At 57.9% G+C, this 18583-nt stretch carries 15 protein-coding genes, 2 pseudogenes and 1 riboswitch; of the genes and pseudogenes, 5 read left to right on the top strand and 12 right to left on the bottom strand.

The genetic code is table 11. From position 1 onward, the window contains the following. Nucleotides 1–1374: pseudogene (locus XI08_RS11790) on the top strand (ISNCY family transposase); the annotation flags it as partial. Between the two features lie 173 nt (nucleotides 1375–1547). Further along, a pseudogene (locus tag XI08_RS11785) lies at nucleotides 1548–1918 on the top strand (NEL-type E3 ubiquitin ligase domain-containing protein); the annotation flags it as partial. Between the two features lie 286 nt (nucleotides 1919–2204). Here XI08_RS11785 and XI08_RS11780 read toward each other — a convergent pair. The 9 genes from XI08_RS11780 to XI08_RS11740 all read right to left on the bottom strand — a co-directional run bounded on the left by XI08_RS11780 (nucleotide 2205) and on the right by XI08_RS11740 (nucleotide 10485). Continuing rightward, nucleotides 2205–2924 (bottom strand): hypothetical protein, encoded by a 720-nt coding sequence (locus XI08_RS11780; RefSeq protein WP_161533281.1) that lies wholly within the window; start codon nucleotides 2922–2924, stop codon nucleotides 2205–2207. A gap of 59 nt (nucleotides 2925–2983) precedes the next feature. Next, nucleotides 2984–3733, bottom strand: coding sequence for a hypothetical protein (locus tag XI08_RS11775; RefSeq protein ID WP_271574507.1), 750 nt, complete (start codon nucleotides 3731–3733; stop codon nucleotides 2984–2986). Between the two features lie 1451 nt (nucleotides 3734–5184). Then, nucleotides 5185–5700: a tetratricopeptide repeat protein gene (locus XI08_RS11770; RefSeq protein ID WP_271574506.1), complete on the bottom strand. Its 516-nt coding sequence runs from the start codon at nucleotides 5698–5700 to the stop codon at nucleotides 5185–5187. Nucleotides 5701–5806: 106 nt separating this feature from the next. Further along, on the bottom strand, nucleotides 5807–7924 hold the full coding sequence (sctV, locus tag XI08_RS11765) for a type III secretion system export apparatus subunit SctV (RefSeq protein WP_271574505.1): 2118 nt from the start codon (nucleotides 7922–7924) through the stop codon (nucleotides 5807–5809). A gap of 12 nt (nucleotides 7925–7936) precedes the next feature. Further along, entirely contained in the window at nucleotides 7937–8362 is a 426-nt protein-coding gene (locus tag XI08_RS11760; RefSeq protein WP_271574504.1) for a tetratricopeptide repeat protein, read from the bottom strand. 3 nt (nucleotides 8363–8365) lie between these two features. Further along, nucleotides 8366–8899 carry a hypothetical protein gene (locus XI08_RS11755; RefSeq protein WP_271574503.1) on the bottom strand — a complete coding sequence of 178 codons (534 nt, stop codon included), beginning with the start codon at nucleotides 8897–8899 and terminating at the stop codon, nucleotides 8366–8368. A 33-nt stretch (nucleotides 8900–8932) separates the two neighbouring features. After that, nucleotides 8933–9826, bottom strand: a complete 894-nt coding sequence (locus XI08_RS11750) for a SctD/MshK family protein (RefSeq protein ID WP_271574502.1) — start codon at nucleotides 9824–9826, stop codon at nucleotides 8933–8935. Nucleotides 9827–9943: 117 nt separating this feature from the next. After that, entirely contained in the window at nucleotides 9944–10135 is a 192-nt protein-coding gene (locus tag XI08_RS11745) for a hypothetical protein (RefSeq protein WP_271574501.1), read from the bottom strand. A gap of 44 nt (nucleotides 10136–10179) precedes the next feature. Next, nucleotides 10180–10485 (bottom strand): hypothetical protein, encoded by a 306-nt coding sequence (locus tag XI08_RS11740; protein ID WP_271574500.1) that lies wholly within the window; start codon nucleotides 10483–10485, stop codon nucleotides 10180–10182. A 767-nt stretch (nucleotides 10486–11252) separates the two neighbouring features. Between XI08_RS11740 and XI08_RS11735 the strand changes: the two genes are divergently transcribed. Continuing rightward, nucleotides 11253–12746: a DUF1521 domain-containing protein gene (locus XI08_RS11735; RefSeq protein WP_271574499.1), complete on the top strand. Its 1494-nt coding sequence runs from the start codon at nucleotides 11253–11255 to the stop codon at nucleotides 12744–12746. A 662-nt stretch (nucleotides 12747–13408) separates the two neighbouring features. On the opposite strand, the gene XI08_RS11730 is transcribed toward XI08_RS11735, so the two are convergent. Further along, nucleotides 13409–14116 carry a hypothetical protein gene (locus tag XI08_RS11730; protein ID WP_271574498.1) on the bottom strand — a complete coding sequence of 236 codons (708 nt, stop codon included), beginning with the start codon at nucleotides 14114–14116 and terminating at the stop codon, nucleotides 13409–13411. Nucleotides 14117–14418: 302 nt separating this feature from the next. On the opposite strand from XI08_RS11730, the gene XI08_RS11725 reads away from it, so the two are divergent. Next, the gene (locus tag XI08_RS11725) at nucleotides 14419–15357 is read left to right on the top strand and encodes a class I SAM-dependent methyltransferase (RefSeq protein WP_245570259.1); all 939 of its coding nucleotides are present in this window, start codon (nucleotides 14419–14421) and stop codon (nucleotides 15355–15357) included. A 331-nt stretch (nucleotides 15358–15688) separates the two neighbouring features. Next, nucleotides 15689–15861: riboswitch (cobalamin riboswitch) on the top strand. 96 nt (nucleotides 15862–15957) lie between these two features. Continuing rightward, on the top strand, nucleotides 15958–16938 hold the full coding sequence (locus tag XI08_RS11720) for a ribonucleotide-diphosphate reductase subunit beta (RefSeq protein ID WP_271574497.1): 981 nt from the start codon (nucleotides 15958–15960) through the stop codon (nucleotides 16936–16938). A 571-nt stretch (nucleotides 16939–17509) separates the two neighbouring features. Here XI08_RS11720 and XI08_RS11715 read toward each other — a convergent pair. Further along, entirely contained in the window at nucleotides 17510–18214 is a 705-nt protein-coding gene (locus tag XI08_RS11715; RefSeq protein ID WP_271574496.1) for a hypothetical protein, read from the bottom strand. 207 nt (nucleotides 18215–18421) lie between these two features. After that, nucleotides 18422–18583 (bottom strand): transposase (locus XI08_RS11710; protein ID WP_271574508.1); only part of this gene is annotated, 162 nt, incomplete at its 5' end.

Genomic DNA, 18583 nt, shown 5'->3' with positions numbered 1-18583 from the left:
ATGCGATGCGACTACTTCGAGGTCAGGAAGACGCACGCCCAGACCGACGGGACGTCGAGTCTATAATGAGGCAGAACACGACGCGCTCGTGCTCCTTTGGGAGGCGTCAGACCGGATCTGCGGGAAGCGGCTGAAGGCGTTAATGCCTGCGCTGATTGAGGCGATGGAACGGCACGGCCACCTCGACCTTGCCCCCGAGATCCGCGCCAAACTTTTGGCGATGAGCGCTGCGACGATCGACCGCGCCTTGGTGCGGATCCGAAAGAATTAGGTCGCAAGCGCCGGCGGCATGCGACGCACTCGTTGCGTCGCAGTGTTCCAATACGGACGTCGGCAGATTGCAATGATCCGGCGCCGGGATTCGTCGAGGCCGACCTTGTAGCGCATAGCGGTCCATCTGCGCGCGGCAGCTTCATCCAGACCCTCGTGCTCACCGACATTGCTACCGGCTGGACGGAGTGCGCTCCTCTGATCGTGCGCGAACAGACGCTGTTGAGCACCGTGCTGACGGAATTGCGCAAGCAATTGCCTTTTGCGCTGCTCGGCCTCGATACTGACAATGATACCGTGTTCATGAACGAGACGCTGAAAGCCTACTGCGAGGCGGCCAACATCGTCTTCACGCGTTGCCGGCCCTACCGAAAGAATGACCAAGCGTTCATCGAGCAGAAGAACGGCGCCGTCGTGCGCAGGATGGTCGGCTATCGTCGGTTCGAGGGCCTGGAAGCGGCCAAGCTGCTGGCCGAACGCTATCGATCGGCGCGGCTGCTCGTGAACTTCTTCCAGCCCTCGTTCAAATTGATAGCCAAGCAGCGCGACGGGGCGCGTGTGCGCAAGACATACAGCGCGCCGGCAAGACCACACCAGCGCTTAGCCGCCGATGCCCGAACGCCCGACGCGGTTCGCACCCCTCTCCAACATATCTATGCCGCTCTCGACCCGGTCGCGTTGTTGCGCGATATCCGCGGCGCGCAGGAACGCCTCGCGGCGCTTGCGGATACCCAGCCAATCGTCAGTCCTGCTGCAGCATCGCAATCGATTGATCTCTTTCTGGCAAGTCTACGAACCGCCTGGAAGGACGGAGCTATGCGACCGACGGATCGGCCAATCGTGAAAGCGAAGAGAGGCCGGCGCCGTCCCGACCCGCTCATCAGGGCAACGCCAGATTTGCGAAAATGGTTTGAAGTCGAACCCTGGCGGACTGGCAGCGAACTGCCCTCCCGGTTGCAGGTGGAATATCCTGGAGCCTATCCGAACAAGCTTCTTCGAACGCTTCAACGTCGACTTAAATCTTGGAGCAACGAGCAAGCGAACGCGTTACTGTTCGTTCCTACGGAGGAAACGTTTCCGGGGTATGAGGTCACAACACCCCAATGCTGTGCCAGGTGCCAGCGGAGGAGGCCGGGCGCTCCGAAACCCCGGCCATCTCCGCACCCGGCCTCCTCCTCAACCCAAGCCGGGAGCAAAATAAATGAGGCAGCCGATCTCACTCGGGAGCATCGATATGTGAGGCAATACGTCTTCCCACCGAGATCGTCGCGCTATAGCTGCGGCACATCGCGCCCGACATGCGCGTCACGAACGTCTCTCACGTGACCGAGGACGATGTGGCCAGGGCCGAGGCATCGGTGCGGAACCAGGAAGCGGCGGAATTTCCGGACTATTTGGCAGCGCGCTGGCAACCATGGGAAAGCGTGGTGTCGCACCCGAAGACAATGCTGAAATGCAGGAGCGGCTCGTCGACGCGATGGGCGTACAGTTTCAAACCCGCTTGGACGGGCGACTGGCCGAGCATGGTCTGACAGGCGATGCCGATGCCGAGTGGGTGCTCGGCGCCCAGATACGCAACGAGATCGCCCGCGAGATCAAAAGCGCGGTCATGCACCAGGTGCTCGGGAAACTCGGCCTTGAGCTATGAGCGCCCTCGGACTGAAGGGCCCGACGATCCGCTTAGCCGGTCACAAGGTCAAGACAGTCATCGATCCTTTCGAGGACGGGCGTGTCTGCATGAAGCCATTCGGCGAATGAGCTGCCGTCAACTGCCGGTCGCGCGGTCCGTGCGGACGATCACGGTAAAGATGCGCGATCAAAGCGAAGATTCGTATACCGCAATTCATGCGTTCGCGTCCCGCGGCGGCCATTGAAGTCATTGGTCAACGACACATTCATAGGCCGGACGAATAGATGGCGAGCAGACCGAAATCTCAAGTGGCTCTTGTGAAACGTAGGCTATCGATATCCGTCCCCCGCGATCGATAGGACCCTCGCAGCATCATACTCGAATCCAGATCGCGAAACATGCTGTAATTCCGTCGGATCCATTGATGCAGCTCGGTAGACCAGTCCTTCTCGTTGCGCAGATATCCAGTGAAGGAAAAGCTAAGCCGGTCTATATATCTCTTGAGGAACAGCGAAAGTGCGGGAATCCGAAGCACCCGCTCGCCATCCATCGCTTCAGGTAATCCGCCGCGTAGCACGAATTCATTGTGGACGGTGACCAGCGACGCCGGCGGAATTCGCCGCCGCAGCATTTCATAACCGCGAAAGGAGATACGGTCAGCGCTCGCGACGAAGAGGATGATAGGAACGACATAGCAGCGCGCCGTCTCCTTCATGAAGCCGATCTCCTCGCACATCTTGAAGAATTCGTCGAAGGCGTGAAAGCCGAGATCGATTACCTTGGGTACCCGATCGTGGATGATAAGAGGATCCATCAGCTGCATCTTGCCGTAAGTGTCGATCACATCCGCGGTCTCCGTGATGTTGGGGAGGTAGTCGAGCAATGACGGCTCTTTCAAGTTGACATCAAAGGACAGCGCTGTGCCGTTTTTCAGCAGCAAGAACTCGCTCATGGCCCGAGCGATGAGGGTTTTACCGACCTGCGGGCTAGGAGAGCAGATGATGTAGATGGGGGTCGCTAACATAGCCAGCAGATCAATTTCGTTCCGTACGTGGGCCCGATCTGAGCCCACCGAATGTGCGACTACTTCTCGCCGGCCCGGGTGCTAGACTTGGCGCCGGCCAATTCCGTCAAGTTGATGCGATCAAATTCGCTCCAGACATTTGCCAGCCAGTGCCGGACATAGCCGCGCAGCACGAAGGAGTTGTTCGCGGGCTCATCGTTCCTCCCCTTGTTTGCGACGAAGTCTATGAATGGGACGGATGCGACTTCCACCTGCTCATAAGCCATCTCGTTAAGCTTCGGTATGACCAACTCAGTCGCATGTTTGATGCGGTGAAAATAGGAATTATAGGTCGCTTGATCCCACTGGAAGAATTGAGTGTCGTTGATGAAGTTCTTGACCAGGTAGTACTTTGCGCCGCTCATGAAGGTCGCGGTTTCCGCGATCTCGTCTAGCGAAGCGATGGATGATCCCAGGATATGGAACACGGCAAATGTGATCTGGCCAGACCGTGCCGAGTCCAGAAATCCGATGTCGCGCAAGGAAGCCAACGCAGAGGACAGTAAGCCTGCGCGAGCATCGATGACAGTGACGGACAGCCCTGAGTTCAGGGTATCGAAGATTTTCATCTGGTCCGCCGTCGTCGTCATGTCGACGATCTGGGTGATCTCGGGATAAAATCGCCTCAGCGTTCCCCGCGGCGACTCCGTGTCGAATGCGCGTGTTTGCACGTTGTTTACGCTGAAGTAGTCCAGTAGCGTTCGTGATACGGTCGTCTTGCCGACTCCTCCCTTGTCCGCACCTACCACAATTACAACTGGCTTCACCATGAAAACATCTCCTGAGACACTCGCTGTTGCCGCGCGCAAAGTGCGCAATCGGCGCGTCTCTGCTTTGGGTGTGAACATGGCAGAAAGAAGGGGCAATGAACCTTCGATGCGAGAGCTCTGTAACCGACGAACGTTTTCAACATTAAGCGAGTGACGTCGTGTGACGATGCGGGCCCGAGAATGGGTAGTAATCACTTGTACCGGTGATCTACGTGAGGCTTGTGGACAGCTGGAATGCGCGCCGCCAAGAATCAACTGCCTGCCTGTGGTGATCGTTGCATTGCCATAGGTTATCTATCGACGCCGTCGCTGCCGCTTCTAATTTACATGAAGCGACCGAATCTTACGTAGCGTCAGATTGCGAGCTCGATGAAAGCGCAAATCGAGGCGGTCTCGAGCGGCCACATGGTAACTGCCCAACGAGCGAATATCTCCGCGAGCTAAGGCGGGTGGCTAGACGCACTCTGCGCGCAAGAGCGAGGCGCTTGCTAAGCGCCTGGGCTGCTAGAAAGTTAATTGGGGGGCGCCTTCGGGGCGGCGTCTAGCTGCTCGGCGCCTGGCGGGAGTGTGGTCCTTTGTTCTTCCATTTGTCCTTGTGCTTGGTGGAATCAAGCACCATCATCGAGTCACTTACCTCAAGAAAGCCCAACGCTGCTGCGCGGGCTTTCGCTTCCGGATTGGAAGAGTGGGAGAGAACGAGCGGTTCGTGCCGTCGATCCGGAGCTGATGTTCAAGCAAGATATCGCCCGCGTTATCGACAAGCGGATGAGTAACCCGGAAAGCTATTGTTGAGGTGATTTCATCTCGCCCAGGAAATTTTTCGCGCCAATCATTGTTGCCCTAGAACAGCTCACTCATGCGACTTCCGGGTTCCGTTCTCAGGAGCCCGACGCTCTTGTTCCCAAGCTGATAGCTGAAATATCGCGCTTTCTCCGAAATTGACTTCATGCCGAAGCGAAACGCAACGTCCGCTGTGCGTTGAGCCTTTCGGGACACCCAGCTAGAGTATCGCTGCGGATTAGCAGCAATATCCTCTATGTCTCCTCCATAAAACTCTGCCAGCTTGTGCTCGAATGAAGATCTAGAGATCTCAACCGGTGGCTCGTCAACCAGCGCGTATGGCGGGACTGCCGTCGAAGATGGATCAGAGGAGAAACTCGATGGCGCCGAATTCAGGGTAGAGAATATATCCGCGAACCTTTGGCTATCCGCGTTATCCGCGTAGGCGTACGGGTCGCGCTCATTCTCACTTCATCGGGCTCGGAAGCACGTTGGGTATTGGATAAATTGTTGGTACGCTGAAACATGACACTTCCTATTTGTATCGACGACATGAGGGTCGCGGGGGCTGCCGCCGATTGAGATTCCGCGCTCATAGTAAGCCTAGCTGTCGGCAAGCTGACAGCTAGGCCTCAAGACTTCGCCATTCCGATCCGCTCTTGTTCGCTGCGCTATCTCGAACGAGCCAATGCGTGCCGGCCGTCCGCCTGCGGTGCTGGGTCGGCGTCGTCGACCTCCCTCTTGCCTTCAAGGGCGAGGGACAGTTTGAAATTGTTGCGCAGCATCCGGTTTGCGGGTTCCGCTGCGAGAGCGTGGCGGTATAGTTCTTGGGCCTCCTGATGTCGGCCCTCGTGATCGAGAACAACTGCTTTGGCATTCAATGCGCGCAGGTCGCCAGGGGCTGCCAATAAGACGCCGTCGAGCAACTCTAGCGCATCATTCGGACAGTTGCGTGCCAGCAGGGCTCGCGCAAGAGGAATCGCCGCATCGATGTTGTTCGGCTGTTGCTTCAATGTATCGCGCAGAGCCCCTTCATCAGGATCCCGGCTGAGGGTGTACGAAATGCGCTGGCGCACGGCAGGGTCAATCTCTTTGCTGCCTGCGAGGTCTGATGTGAACGTCTGCTGCGGTGAAACACCCGATCTATCCGAGATAGCGCAACCCGCGAGCAGCACAACGGCGAGCATTGCGAGCAGAGCTGGCCACGCCCCCGGAAGAATGGAGCACAAGCGCCTCCGGTCCCTGATCTCATTTGAATTCATAGGCTTTCTCATGACGCGCTGCTGTAAACTGTTAACCCGCAGCGGGAAGGAGCCCGCCACGTTCCGGGGAAGGGACCCTGTCCTTGGAAGCTGGAAGCTTAATGGATCCAATCGGTTGAACCGTGAAATCCGCGGCGAGATCTTGATAGGATAGGACGGGCAGGTCGATCCCGTTGCGCGTGAGAAAGCCACGCACGAAACGCCGGATGTCCATCGATCCAAGAATGACAGGCTGACTCTTACTTTGTGCGATGGTCGAATGGATGTGACGGAATTGTGCAAGCAGCTTCTCGCTCTGCCATTCATCCAAAACGAGGTATGGGCCGACAGCAGTTTCGCGCACCGCGCCGCGCACAATTTCCTCGCTCTCGCGCTCAATGATAAAGGCGGCCACAACACGATGAGTATTAGCATAGCGAAAGCAGATCTGCCGCTTCAGAGTAGCACGAACATATTCAGTGAGCAGGACGGCGTTTTGCTCGCGTTCGCTCCACTCTGCCAGCGCCTCCAGGAGCAAGCGGGTGTTGCGGATGGGGATGCCCTCATCGAGCAGCCGGCGCAGGACCTCGGCGATCCGAGGGACGGTGGCCGTACGCAGCACCTCCTTCACCAAGTCGGGGTATTCCTGTTCCATCCGGGCGAGCAATTGGCGGGTCTCCTGGATGCCGACCAGGCGCTGTGCATAGCGTGTCAATGTGGAATGGAGACGTAAGGCAAGAATCTCGCTCGGTCGGTGATATCCGATGCCGGCTGCTTTGAGAGCGGCTGCATGCCGTTCTTCGATCCAGACCCGATTTGTCTCCGGGTCTTGCCGAAAGGGGAGGCCGCTCAATTCGATGTTTGCCAAATCGTCATTGAGCACCAGTTGGGTCGGATCGATCACATCGCGTTCAACTGGCACACTGTCGACATCCACCCTGAATTGCGACGCGGACAAGTTCTGCCCAATCTGGGCCGGTATGCGCGGAACGGTGATGCCAAGATCCGCCGATACCAGTGTTGAAACACGCGCAATGCACTGTTCCAGCTCGTCTTTGTCAATCGAATGCGTCAGGTTCGGTGCAAGAAATAAAGCAATCGGAAGTGCTTCCGCATGCACGGCTTGCTTCTGAGGCGGCGCAGGGGCCGGCGCCGAAGCGACGCCGTCAGCGCCTGTCTTAACGGCAGCCTTGTCAGCTTTCGCGCCGACCTTGATATAGCTTGCCGCAGCAAAAAGAACAGCCAGGGTGACGAACGGCGGCAAAGGGAAGCCTGGAACGAGCCCCATGAATACCATAACGCAGGCGGCTAATCTAAGCGCTTGCGTGCTCGCGGTGAGTTGGTGAACGATATCGGCGCCGAGTTTGAGCTTGGAAGGCCCGTTCACACGCGTGACGATGGTTGCGGCCGTAATTGACAGCAGCAACGCCGGAATCTGTGAAATAAGTGCATCACCAATCGTGAGGAGGGTGTATTGATGCAGCGCTTCATCGAGCGACATACCCTTGGAAAGCAGACCGATGCTGATTCCGCCGAGCATATTGATGCAAATGACGATCAGTCCGGCGATCGCGTCGCCCTTCACGAACTTCATGGCGCCATCCATGGCGCCATGAAGTTGGCTCTCTTGTTCCAGCGCGGCGCGCCGGCGACGTGCTTCGTGTTGATCGATATGGCTGTTGCGCAATTCGGCGTCGATCGCCATCTGCTTGCCCGGCAGCGCGTCGAGTGTGAAGCGGGCCGACACCTCTGCGACACGCTCGGCGCCCTTGGCAAGAACCATGAATTGAACCATGGTCACGATCAGGAATATGACAATTCCGACAGCGATATTCCCCGATATGACAAAATCGCCGAAGGTGTGGATGATGCTGCCGGCATCGCCCTCAGCAAGAATCAGTCGCGTTGTTGCAATAGTCAGCGCCAGACGAAATACCGTCGAGATCAGGATGACGCCCGGCAAGGACGAAAAATCGAGCGGCGTGCTGAGATAGAGGGCAACCATCAGCAGCAATATAGCAAAGCCGAGATTGAAGCCGATCAGCATGTCGATCACAATGATTGGGATCGGCATGATCATCATGCCGATCGCCAGAAGCAGCATCAAGGCGACCATGAAATCCGGGTGGGCCGGCGCGCGCACGACGAAGTTACGCAAGACGTTGGCCATGAAAGATCCCTATTACTGTTTAATGAAGGCTGTGCTCGCGCGCAGTGACACATAGCGCTGGAAAACATCACGAGCCTCGGTCATGCGGCCGGCGTGTCGCAATGCGTGACTACGCAAGAGCGTCATAGGCACGCGTGAAGAGGGGTGCACATCGAGCGCGTCCAGCCGATCCAGCACATCAAGCGCTTCATCGCCAAGGCCCTCTGCGATAAGAGTGTAGGCCAGGATGCGGAGCAGATCGACGTCGTGGGAATGCTCGCGAGCTGCGATTCTCAGCAGAGCCAGACTCTGTGCACTCTGCCCGCACGCGAGGTGGACATAGGAGAGGGCGCAGAGCAGGTCGCGCTCCGGCCCGGAGATCGACAAGATATCGCCCGATTTGGACGCTTCCGGTGCCAACGTGGCGGGGACATGCTGCAATGCATTAGGCTCGGCCATCGCTTAGCCCTTGATTATGCTGTTTTGATTCTGCCGGAGCAGAAGCAGCCGGCGCAGCTCCTGCTGCAGGATTGCCAGACACTCACGGGCCGTCTTGTCGTCTGGCGTAGCCTCCAATGTCTGGGTTAGGCGCTCCAGAAGAACACCATGCTTGTCCGCGCGCAGCACGTCCGGATGACGTAGACGTGGAATGACGAAGGAGAGTAGGCCGTGTGAGAGATTGGACCCATAAAGCGAAGCCAGTACTACGCGTGGGTCGATCTCATTTGCGCCGGCACCCATCTCGAACAGAGCGACGCCCGAGACGGCGTTGATGGAATTGACCTCGAGAGCGGCTTCGCTCGCGCCTTCAATTGGCAGATGCTGCGCGGGCGCGTCTCGCCACGACGCCCGTTTCGTGCCCCCATCTGCATGAGCAACTCCGACTTCCATATCGGCTTGCGAGGAGGACGAGCCGATAGCCGGTGCGTTCTGGCCCGCGTCCAATCCCTGCAATGGGGTGCCGGGCCCTACAGCGTGCTGGGGCAGCCTAGCCATCGACTTCTCCTTCTTTCTTGCAGGGTAGACACTCTAATATGGCAAAGCAGCAAATCGGCCGTTGCGGCTGAGCAGCACTCGCCCATCCTCAATTCGATCGACGGTCCATCCATTGCTTAATAGCGCACCCACGAAATACTTTTGGCCGCCGATAAGCAGATAAGGCTCGCTTCCACGCCAAACGGCTTGGACAGCGATCGAAGACGGCGTCTTCTCCTCCTTGACCGTGACTGCATTCACAAGGGTAGGAGTGCCGTTGGTTTGATGATCGAACCATTGCTGGATTTGTTTCCATTTTGTGATGAGGCTAGGCGTAACAGTGCCTTCCGCAGTGACAACGCCGGAGCCAGCCCCGATCTTGACATCAAGAAGGCCCGCTCGCTCGATCTCCTGCCGTAGCAATTCGGCGATTGCATCAGCGTCGCTCGCTTCATAATGATTGATGGTTGGTTTGGCGGCAACCTCGGCTGCCGGCAATGAATCAGTACTGAGCGCCCCCGCGCTGTCGGTAGGGGCGAAGATAGTTGAGACGGTGCCAACCGCGACAGAGCTGAGCAAGAGGAGACTGAGTGCCACGATCAAGCCACGTGAGCGATTGCTGGGACTAGCTTGCGGGAGATCCTGCGTCGACCAGCGGATTGACATCGCGCCAGCATGAACGATCGCAGGAAGAGGTACACTGACGCGCTCCCCTGAGGTGATACTTTCGTGGCCGTCTACGCTGATACCAGCACCAAGCGCCTCCACTTCGATCGAATCCCGCTGTGGGATGATGCGAAGGTGATGCGGTTCGAGCCCTTGCTCAACGAAGATCATATCGGCATCGAGGCCGCTGCCGACAATACTGTGCCCGGCCGCCGCCTTGCCCTTAAGCCCGGTATAGAGTCCCGACAGCACCTCAAAGTCGAGGGAAATCGATTCGGTCACGGATAATCTCCTGAATAACGAGAGAAGCCGTACGGCAGTGCCGTACGGCTGATTCAGAGTTCGTCATTCACAACGCGGCCATGATAAGCGACGCGATGAGCCACCCGTCTTACAGAATTACTGAACGCGCTCGTCGGCGATCTTCTTCTCGGACGAGAGCTCGGTCGTGATTCTGCGCATTGCCACGGCCTGCTCCTGAACCTTATGGCTAACACGCTCGAACTCAGCCATCTGATTCTGGAAGCCAGCATCCCCGGTCGCCTGGGCGCCAGCCGCGCCACCGTTACCGCCAACACTATTAACTGCCATGTCGATTCACCTTTCTTCGTCGTATGTTGCTAGTTTGTGCTCTGTTACGTCGCGCGGGCGGGCGAAACGATGGCAGGAATGGAAAGAAACATGGGCTCGCCCCCGAGCGTGCTAAGGCTAAGGTTCAGCTCCGGGTTCTTGCCGAGAGTCGGCCTGGTGTGTACGCTGCTTTCCTCGCCGGCGTCTTTGGTCTCGGCGGCCTTAGCGGGGCCACTCTTCTCGGGCGCCAGGTTAAGGACGACCTTATCAAAGACCTTGTCGACGGTCCCGCCCAAGGCAGAACCAATCGCCGCCCCGGCGGGGCCGCCAAGCCATCCGCCGGCAGCGCTTCCGATCATTTCTCCGATCATCAGTTTCTCCTATGCTGTCTTGTTACGCTCAATAGACGACTCCTCGCCTAGAGTTCAGCGTGCTCATGCTAGGGGCGCTACCTTTCCAGAAGCTGACGAGTCACACGTTCGAGGGGGCTGTTGCGGCGGCCCAGCGCTTGCTCGACTTATCGGTTCGCCCAGGCTTGTCTAGCCGCGCGTATGGCTCGGCGCGTCGGAAAGGATAGCGTTACCGCGCTTGCCTGCGCGTTCATGCGAATTGTTCGTTCTTGCGGAACGAGCGGCGGCGTTTCGGTTGCGTGTAGCGTCGCGACTGGTCATAAGGCGATCGAGTTGGAGTGGCTGGTTGAGTCATCCAGTCCCCAGCTTTGGCCGTTGGCGGATGCCGAGGGGCGCAGGTTTGGCGAGCCCCTGATGCTGTGGAAGCTGACCGTGTAGTGGCCCGCACGCATACAGATCGCATCTGAAGTCTATGGATTGCTGTACCACCCGATCGGTGTCATCGCAGCAAGTGCGACGTCGGTAGTTTATTGTCGTCAGCTTTTCGACAGGTATTGCGGGTAGCGTTTCTAACGTTGAATGCGCGTGCGATATGCTCGTGCCATAAGTGCGGAATTGGATGAGGAGGGAGCGGCCTCGTCAGGGCTGCAGGTGCTGGTGACGACAGGCATATATGCGCTCGGCTGGGCTAATGGTGTTTCTCATACAGGTCTGAAGGCGTGTTCGGTTGAATAACGCGTAAGGCTTGCAGGTTTACAGCTTTCTTCAATGCAACAGGAGTGAACTAAATGCCGTATCTTCCCGTGGCCGGTCTTCCCGTGGTCGGCGCGCTCGATTCGACGATGAACGGAGTGGTGCCGGAAGGCGCGGTTGTCGCTCCTGCTTTCAACGCCTTGTTGGGGCAGCATGCCCCGGTGAGCTATCAGTACCTACCGGTAGCTTCGCCAGCCCTGGTCGGTTCGGTCGTTGCAAGTGTCGTTCCCGTCGCCGTGGCTCCAGCCGTCGTTACTACCCAGGCGTACATGATGGCGCCGCCCCCTCCCACCATGCTGGTGGGTCAGCCGAATCAGAGCTCTGAGCCTCCTGTGGATCCGGTGTGGACGCATGAGGTCAAGGATGGCAAGGCCATGATCAATCTCGGCGACAAGTATACGATTACGGCGGACGAGAAGGATGGCACCTGGACAGTTCGCAACAACCAGACCGGCCATGTCACGAAGGTCCATGGCGACCCCCACGTCGACGCCGACGGAGACGGCAAGGACGACTTCGATTTTAAGAAAGATATGACGTTCCAGCTCGACGATGGCACGAAAATTACCGTCAATAACGTCGACTACGGCAATGGTGAGGCCATCTCCTCAAAGCTTACCATTACAAACGGCCACAACGCGATGGTTGTGGAAGGGCTCGGCGACGCTAAGGATGGCAAAAACAACCTGAGGGTGACGCAGTCCAATGCTGGAATGACCCTCGATGAGTTGACAGCCGATGGTGCTCAGACAATCCATGAGAGCGGCCAGGGCTGGGTCGATGGCGCCGGACGCACGGTAAATCAGGCGAGTATCAATGCGGGTGAACAGGGGCGCGGACCGGGCAACTACCAGTATGCAAGTCCGCCGTCAGACTGTGCGAGCCCCGTCTTCTTCGTTCCGCCTCCGCCGCCGCCTCTCGCGATGGTGCCGGTTGCGGTCGCTCAGCCTCCTGCGCAGTCGCCTCAGCCGGCGCCAGTTTGGTCGCATGAGGTGAAGGACGGCAAGGCGACGATTAACCTTGGTGATAAGTATACGATCACGGCCGATGAGAAGGACGGCACCTGGACCGTTCGCAACAATCAGACCGGCCATGTCACGAAGATCCACGGCGATCCTCACGTCGATGCGAATGGCGACGGCAAGGATGACTTCGACTTCAAGAAAGGCATGAGCTTAGAGCTCGATGACGGCACAAAGATTACCGTGGACACGGTCGATTTTGGTAAAGGCAAAACCATTTCCTCAAAGCTGACCATCACCAACGGCGACAATGCGATGGTTGTCGAGGGACTCGGTGATGATAAGGATGGAAAGAACAATCTGAAGGTGACCCAATCCAATGCCGGCCGAACCCTTGATCAGCTGACATCTGATGGAGCTCAGACAATCCACGAGCAAAATCAGGGATGGGTTGACAACTCCGGACGCAGGGTGACGCAGTCGGTCATCGACCACAATGAGAACCCGGACGCGCCGCCGGATTTCAAGACCATGATGCGGGAAATGATGTTGCGGCGGGTTGCGTGAGGCCGAGTCCATCAATTGGACAAATTGTGAAGCGGGCGGCGCTAGCGCCCGCTTCTCATGTTCGGCAAGCGACGATGAGAATAGCAGGTGCTGCCGCCTATGAATCCAGAATCGCTGCTCGCGTCCGACGATCGCGCAGTCAAAGCTTTGGCCCCAACCGGGCCAACAGCAGCCCGTGACGGCAGGACAAAGTACTGGCAACATCTTCCAATGCTGTGGCGAAGGCGCACGAGTTGCATACGCAGGAGAGCCCTCACGCTCTGAGCGCCAACGATGCTGGCCCTCAGGAAAAGTCCTTGAGATCTCTCTAGCAGACAGGTTCGCGGTCAGCCGCGGATCTGAACAAGGACAGCCTGGCGAGCGCAATCGATCCTCGAATGAGGGAAATGTTGCACGGCTTGCGTGCTATCGTTCATTACCCCTTGCTGAGAGCGCTCGTATCGTCATTCTTGGGCGGGATAGCAAGGAGCTTGCCGGTGGAGCTTCGGCCTTGCTGTGCAGGTCTGCCGCTGCGGAAGACCAAAAGTCGCAGCAGCGTTTGCCGGCAAGCCATTTGGAGCATCGCTGAAGGCGCGTCTGGCTTGCTGCAGGTACCAAGTCCCACTTGCTTCGTCCAATCGGGCTCGTTTTAAACAGCGGGCCCGATGTATCCCCATCCCGCCTCACCCCTCATCCAGCTCGCTCATGGCATCATCCATATCCGACTGGGAGTCGCTTATGACTTGCGTGGCGACGGAAACGAGCGCCTTCTCGAAAGCTTGCTGCAACAATGCCGCAGGCGAGCGGTTGCCGCCGTTCGCCGCGGTGTCGGGGTCTGCGCCAGCCTCTGGCCTTGTCGCTGCGATATCGGCGGCGCCTGCGTCCATGTCGTAACACTCACATAGCGGCGTCGCCGCGAGATGACCTGCTCTCTGATAGCAGGGGCAGCTTGCGAGAAGCTGACGAAGATCGCGTCTCTGATAAATTCTGCGATCACTGATGTTGAGTTGATTTGCCTCGTGGAATGTCGATGTGCAAAGGACTGTGCTGGCACGACACGAAAGGTGGATCGGCTGGGCATCTGTCAGCGAAAAGACCGTCCGGGGGCAAGCCCTTGGTGAGCGAATATTAAATTCCGGCTCGGCGAAATTCTGTTGCATCATAAAAGTCGCCACGTTCAACCGCCGCGATGCGGTCCAGCAGGCAATCGAAGGACAGATCTCCCAAGCCAACTGTCCATGGCAAGATGCAGCAGATGCGACGAAATCGACCTCGCGCTTGCCGTTCTTGTTCGCGGTTCTGAATGTCAAGCGCCTAGATTGCGAAGACGCGGCGCGGCTGATTTTGATTCTTTCTAACCCTGCAGAACGATTTTTCCGGCGCGTGCGCAAGCGTATCACGTTGATGGGGCTACGAAAGCCTGCGCGCTTAGCCCGTAATTATCGCAGTCGCTGCCGTTCGAAGTTCAATAGGTCTTCGAGCTCCCACAAAAGTGCCGCGACTCTGAGGATCGCTTTTGGCGCCAATTTGTCTTCTCGTACGCTGCAATAAGGAGGCCCGCCCTCTGTCTCACGATGCGAGCCAAAAAAAGACGCGATGGGGTTGCACCTCGCCAAACTTCTGGGATAGGTCGTCAAGTACTTGGAAGTAGCAGCCGGCGACCGGGTTGCAAAATGAGATGGGAGACATTTGGGTGCGAACAGAGTTTTCGTGTATCAATCGGTCTAAAGCGATCTTTGATGACATTTATGCTTTGGATGATCCAAGGGCATACTTCTCTGTCCTGGGCGACTTGGATTATATGATCCCGGACGTGGCTGAGCCGGTCGTGCGACAAATTCTGGCAGCGAAAGCTTCCGCAACCGGTCTTAAGCCTGTCGTTCTTGATATTGGATGTTCATACGGCATCAACGCAGCAGTGCATCGCTTTCCACTGACCTTCGGGGGCCTGCGTCACCGCTACGCTCGGCGCGAAATGAGGGCGATCAGTTCTGAGACACTGGTGCGCCTCGATCGCAATTTTTATGCGGCTTGGCCCGATGTCGGGTTGGCGCGGTTTATCGGCTTGGACGTGTCGGCGCCGGCGATTAGCTATGCAACAAACGTTGGCCTCCTGGACCAGGGCATTGTCGCTGACCTTGAAAAAGACGCGCTATCGACAGACAGCGCGCAAATTCTGCGCTCTGCGGATGTTATCATGTCGACGGGTTGCATCGGCTATATTACCGAGAAGACGTTCAGAAAAATTCTCGATGCGACCGAGAGATGTCCATGGATCATCTCCTTCGTGCTACGAATGTTTCCATTTGAGTCTTTGGCCTCGACCTTCGCGAACCGTGGCCTTGTGACGGAACGTCTTTACGGCGCGACATTTATCCAGCGCCGCTTTCGCGATGCTGAAGAGTTTGAAGGTTGTTTGGCCAGCTTGGCGGCTCTTGGCGTTGATGCGACCGGCCTTGAATCAGAAGGGCTGTTTCACGCCGATCTGATCTTGTCTCGCCCTGAGGCCGATGCGCGCGCCACTCCTCTGGAAAACATTGTCACGGTCGCCAGCGGCAGGGGGCGGCCGATCGGCCCCCGTTACGTTCATGTTGAAGGCACCGAGGGCTTGCAGGTCGCGCTAGAGCCATGACAGGTCAGAAGCCGCTACGCTGCGCGCCAGCCCCGTTCTGGGCTGGATCAGGAGGTCGAGAACGAAGCCATTCTGGCCAACAGAGCGCCGCAGCCGATGATATTTCGGAGGGATGGACCTCTGGCTCGACCATGCGCAAGCCGAAGTAAAAACCAGGAATATAGCCCACGCGGGACCGATCACTTTCGAGCGGGAGGCTATAGCGCGAGCGATAAACGTGCTGGTGTTCTAGTTCTCGGCCGCTCCATTCGTTAGCTTGACGGTGTCCTTTTGCCCTCGGGAGCTTGATCTCCCGCAACGGAAGGCTTGACGAATCTCGTCGGGTGCCGCCTAGATGTGGATCTGTCTCGGTCTTCTGTCCTTTATTTTGTGGGACCGAAGCTAAGAGGGAACCCGGTGCGCCGAACGGCTGCTCCGGGGCTGCCCCCGCAACTGTGAGCGGCGATCGGTTCATGTCAGTGATCGATCTCTCGTCAGTCGATCCACGCTCACTGATCGGCAAGGGACGGGTCGGCCTCCTCGACTCGACCGGCACCTATGACGTCGATCGCTTACGACTTCTGGAAGCGGCAGCAGCAGACCCATCGGATGGGCGAGGAGGTGCCGCTCGGCGCCGATCTCAAGGACTGGGCGTCGGACCGCGTCACCGCCAACGAGCGCGCGCTGCTCGCCCAGATATTCCGTTTCTTCACTCAGTCGGACATCGAGGTCGGCGACAACTATCTCAAGCGCTACATCCCGATCTTCCAACCGCTCACCGTGCAGATGATGATGGCGACGTTCACCAACATGGAGACCGTCCACATTGACGCTTATGCGCTGCTGCTCAAGACACTCGGCATGCCCAAGACCGAGTTCGAGGCATTCCGCGACTATGCGCAGATGCGCGCCAAAGCGGACTACATGCACGAGTTCGGCGTCCATACCGTGGCTGACGTCGCTCGCACCCTTGCGATGTTCGGCGCCTTCACAGAAGGCATGGCGTTGTTCGCGAGCTTTGCCATGCTGCTCAATTTTCCGCGCCACAACAAGATGAATGGCATGGGACAGATCGTAAGCTGGTCTGTGCGCGACGAGAGTCTCCACTGCGAAGGGATCATCAAGCTATTTCACGAATGGCACCGCGAAACCGGCGTGGTGACGCGCTCCGTCCGTAACGACATCATCGACGTCGCCAAGACCATGGTGAAGCTGGAGGAGAACTTCGTTGATCTCGCCTTCGGCCTCGGCAAAATCGAGGGCATGCGGGCTGAGCAGATCCACGCTTATGTCCGCTATGTCGCGGATTGGCGACTGACCCAGCTCGGAATTACCCCGGTCTTCGGCTTCTTCGAGGCCAGAGAGAGCGGGTTTACCCAGCTCCGGCCGCATCCGTTGCCATGGCTAGTCGAGATCCTGAATGGGGTCGAGCACGCCAATTTCTTCGAACAGCGCGCTACGGAGTACTCCAAGGGGCGAGCCGCGGCAGCTGGGATGGCGAAGAGGGGGTGGGCGGCTTTCGGCCGTATGCAGGACGACCGCAACAGCGTTTTGTTGGAGCGCGATCCTGATAATGCTCGTACTTTCGCAGAAGTCCGCTGATGCTTGCGGAGCAAAGCTCGACCAGTGACATTAATCCAGCCTACCGAAGCTGTGATAGTTGACCCATGAGGGCGAGCCGTTGCAGTCACGCCAATACTATCAATCGCTCGCGTCCTTGCATTGTGGGTGCTCACGTCTGCCAACAGGGCAGGACAAGCGGCAGGCGGGGCAAGCAGTTCGAATGTTGGACCTGCGCGGTCAGAACGCGCCTATCCTATTTCAGAACGCACTCTCACCTTTGTCGTCGAGGACATGACCGTCCCGCGATCTTCTAGAATCCCCGCGGGATGTCGCTGGACGCGCTATACCGACTTTGTCCTCTTTAGCGCCAGCGCGTTTGTTTCTAGCGCGTCCATATGAACAATGATCTCATCCATATCGAACTTTGGCTTAATCGGGTCGGTCGGCCTTTGATTGGACGCTGCCGTGACCATTGCAATTCTGAAATGTCCCTCAAAGAGGAGCTTGGCCGCGGAATAGCCGCCGGCCCGATCGCCTTCATCAGGTGCTCGTCGGCAAGGTCGCTCTGTCGGCCCTCGAAGATGACCCTGCCGTGGCTCGGCTACAGCCGCTAGTGAATCGGCGGATCTTCCGGGTCTGCAGGTCGGTCTTCCTCCATACCTTCGGGCCAAAGAGTCGGGTCTAGCGACGGTGTGAGACGAATGAAGCCCTCTTCTCTCCATTCGGCTGTGTGAGGCACGCCGAGCATGGTGAAAACCTGCGTTGGGTCGTGCTTGCTCGGCTTCACTCCGCTGCGCTCCAGCATGTCGATTTGAGCGCCTGTGGCTGGTTGACCAGCGAACACCCAGTAATCCTTGGCGAGATGTCCGTTCAGCATATCGGGAGGCCCAGCTTGAGGCGGTCCCGCTTGCAATGGCGGGGCGTGAGAGGGGCCGGCGTGCGATGGTTCAGGCCGCAATGGGGCGACGCACGATGGTCCGGCATGCGATGGCTCTGCCTCCGATGCCTCCACGTGCGGTTGCTCGGAATGCGACGGGTCGACTTCCACATTCTGCCATATCAGATCTTGATCGAAACCAGGATGTTCCTCGATGGCCTGAGCGATGGTTTGCTGCGAGAGATGTTGCGGGAGGTTTTCCGGCTCTGGCTCGGCATCGGCCGCAGGGGGCGTATACAGATCATCCTGCCAACCCAAGTCTGGCAAATAGCGGAGCGCTAAATCCAGGTATGGCGCATAGGGCTGCCCAGCATCCAGATATGGAGAATAGGGATGGCCAGCGTCCAGATATGGCGAATAAGCCTCGCCCTGCAGCACTGGAGGAGCAGCTCCATCTGGCGGAGCACTAGCCTGTGTGTTGCTGAGCTGCCGCTCAAAGCCGGTGGTGTCCGTCGTCGGTCGCGGTGTGTCGGGCTCTGGGCTCGTAGTCGCCGAGCCGACTGCATTGAAATCCACCCCGTTCCTCCTTTCAAATGATGGAGCACTTCGAGCTATGCAAAATCTCCCCCGTACTAGGGTCGAGACTCAATTGAGCCAATATGCGACGAGAGCGGCGAGATGAACAGCGGCCAAAAAATTACGGGCGAGCTTGTCATATCGCGCGGCGATACGCCGGAAGTCCTTGAGCCTGCAAAAGCAGCGTTCGATGACATTTCGTCCTTTATAGGCGCGTTTGTTGAAGCGATG

It is taken from the genome of Bradyrhizobium sp. CCBAU 11361 (assembly GCF_028128935.1).
Lineage (GTDB): Bacteria > Pseudomonadota > Alphaproteobacteria > Rhizobiales > Xanthobacteraceae > Bradyrhizobium > Bradyrhizobium niftali.
This window is presented reverse-complemented; position numbering and strand designations above follow the sequence as displayed.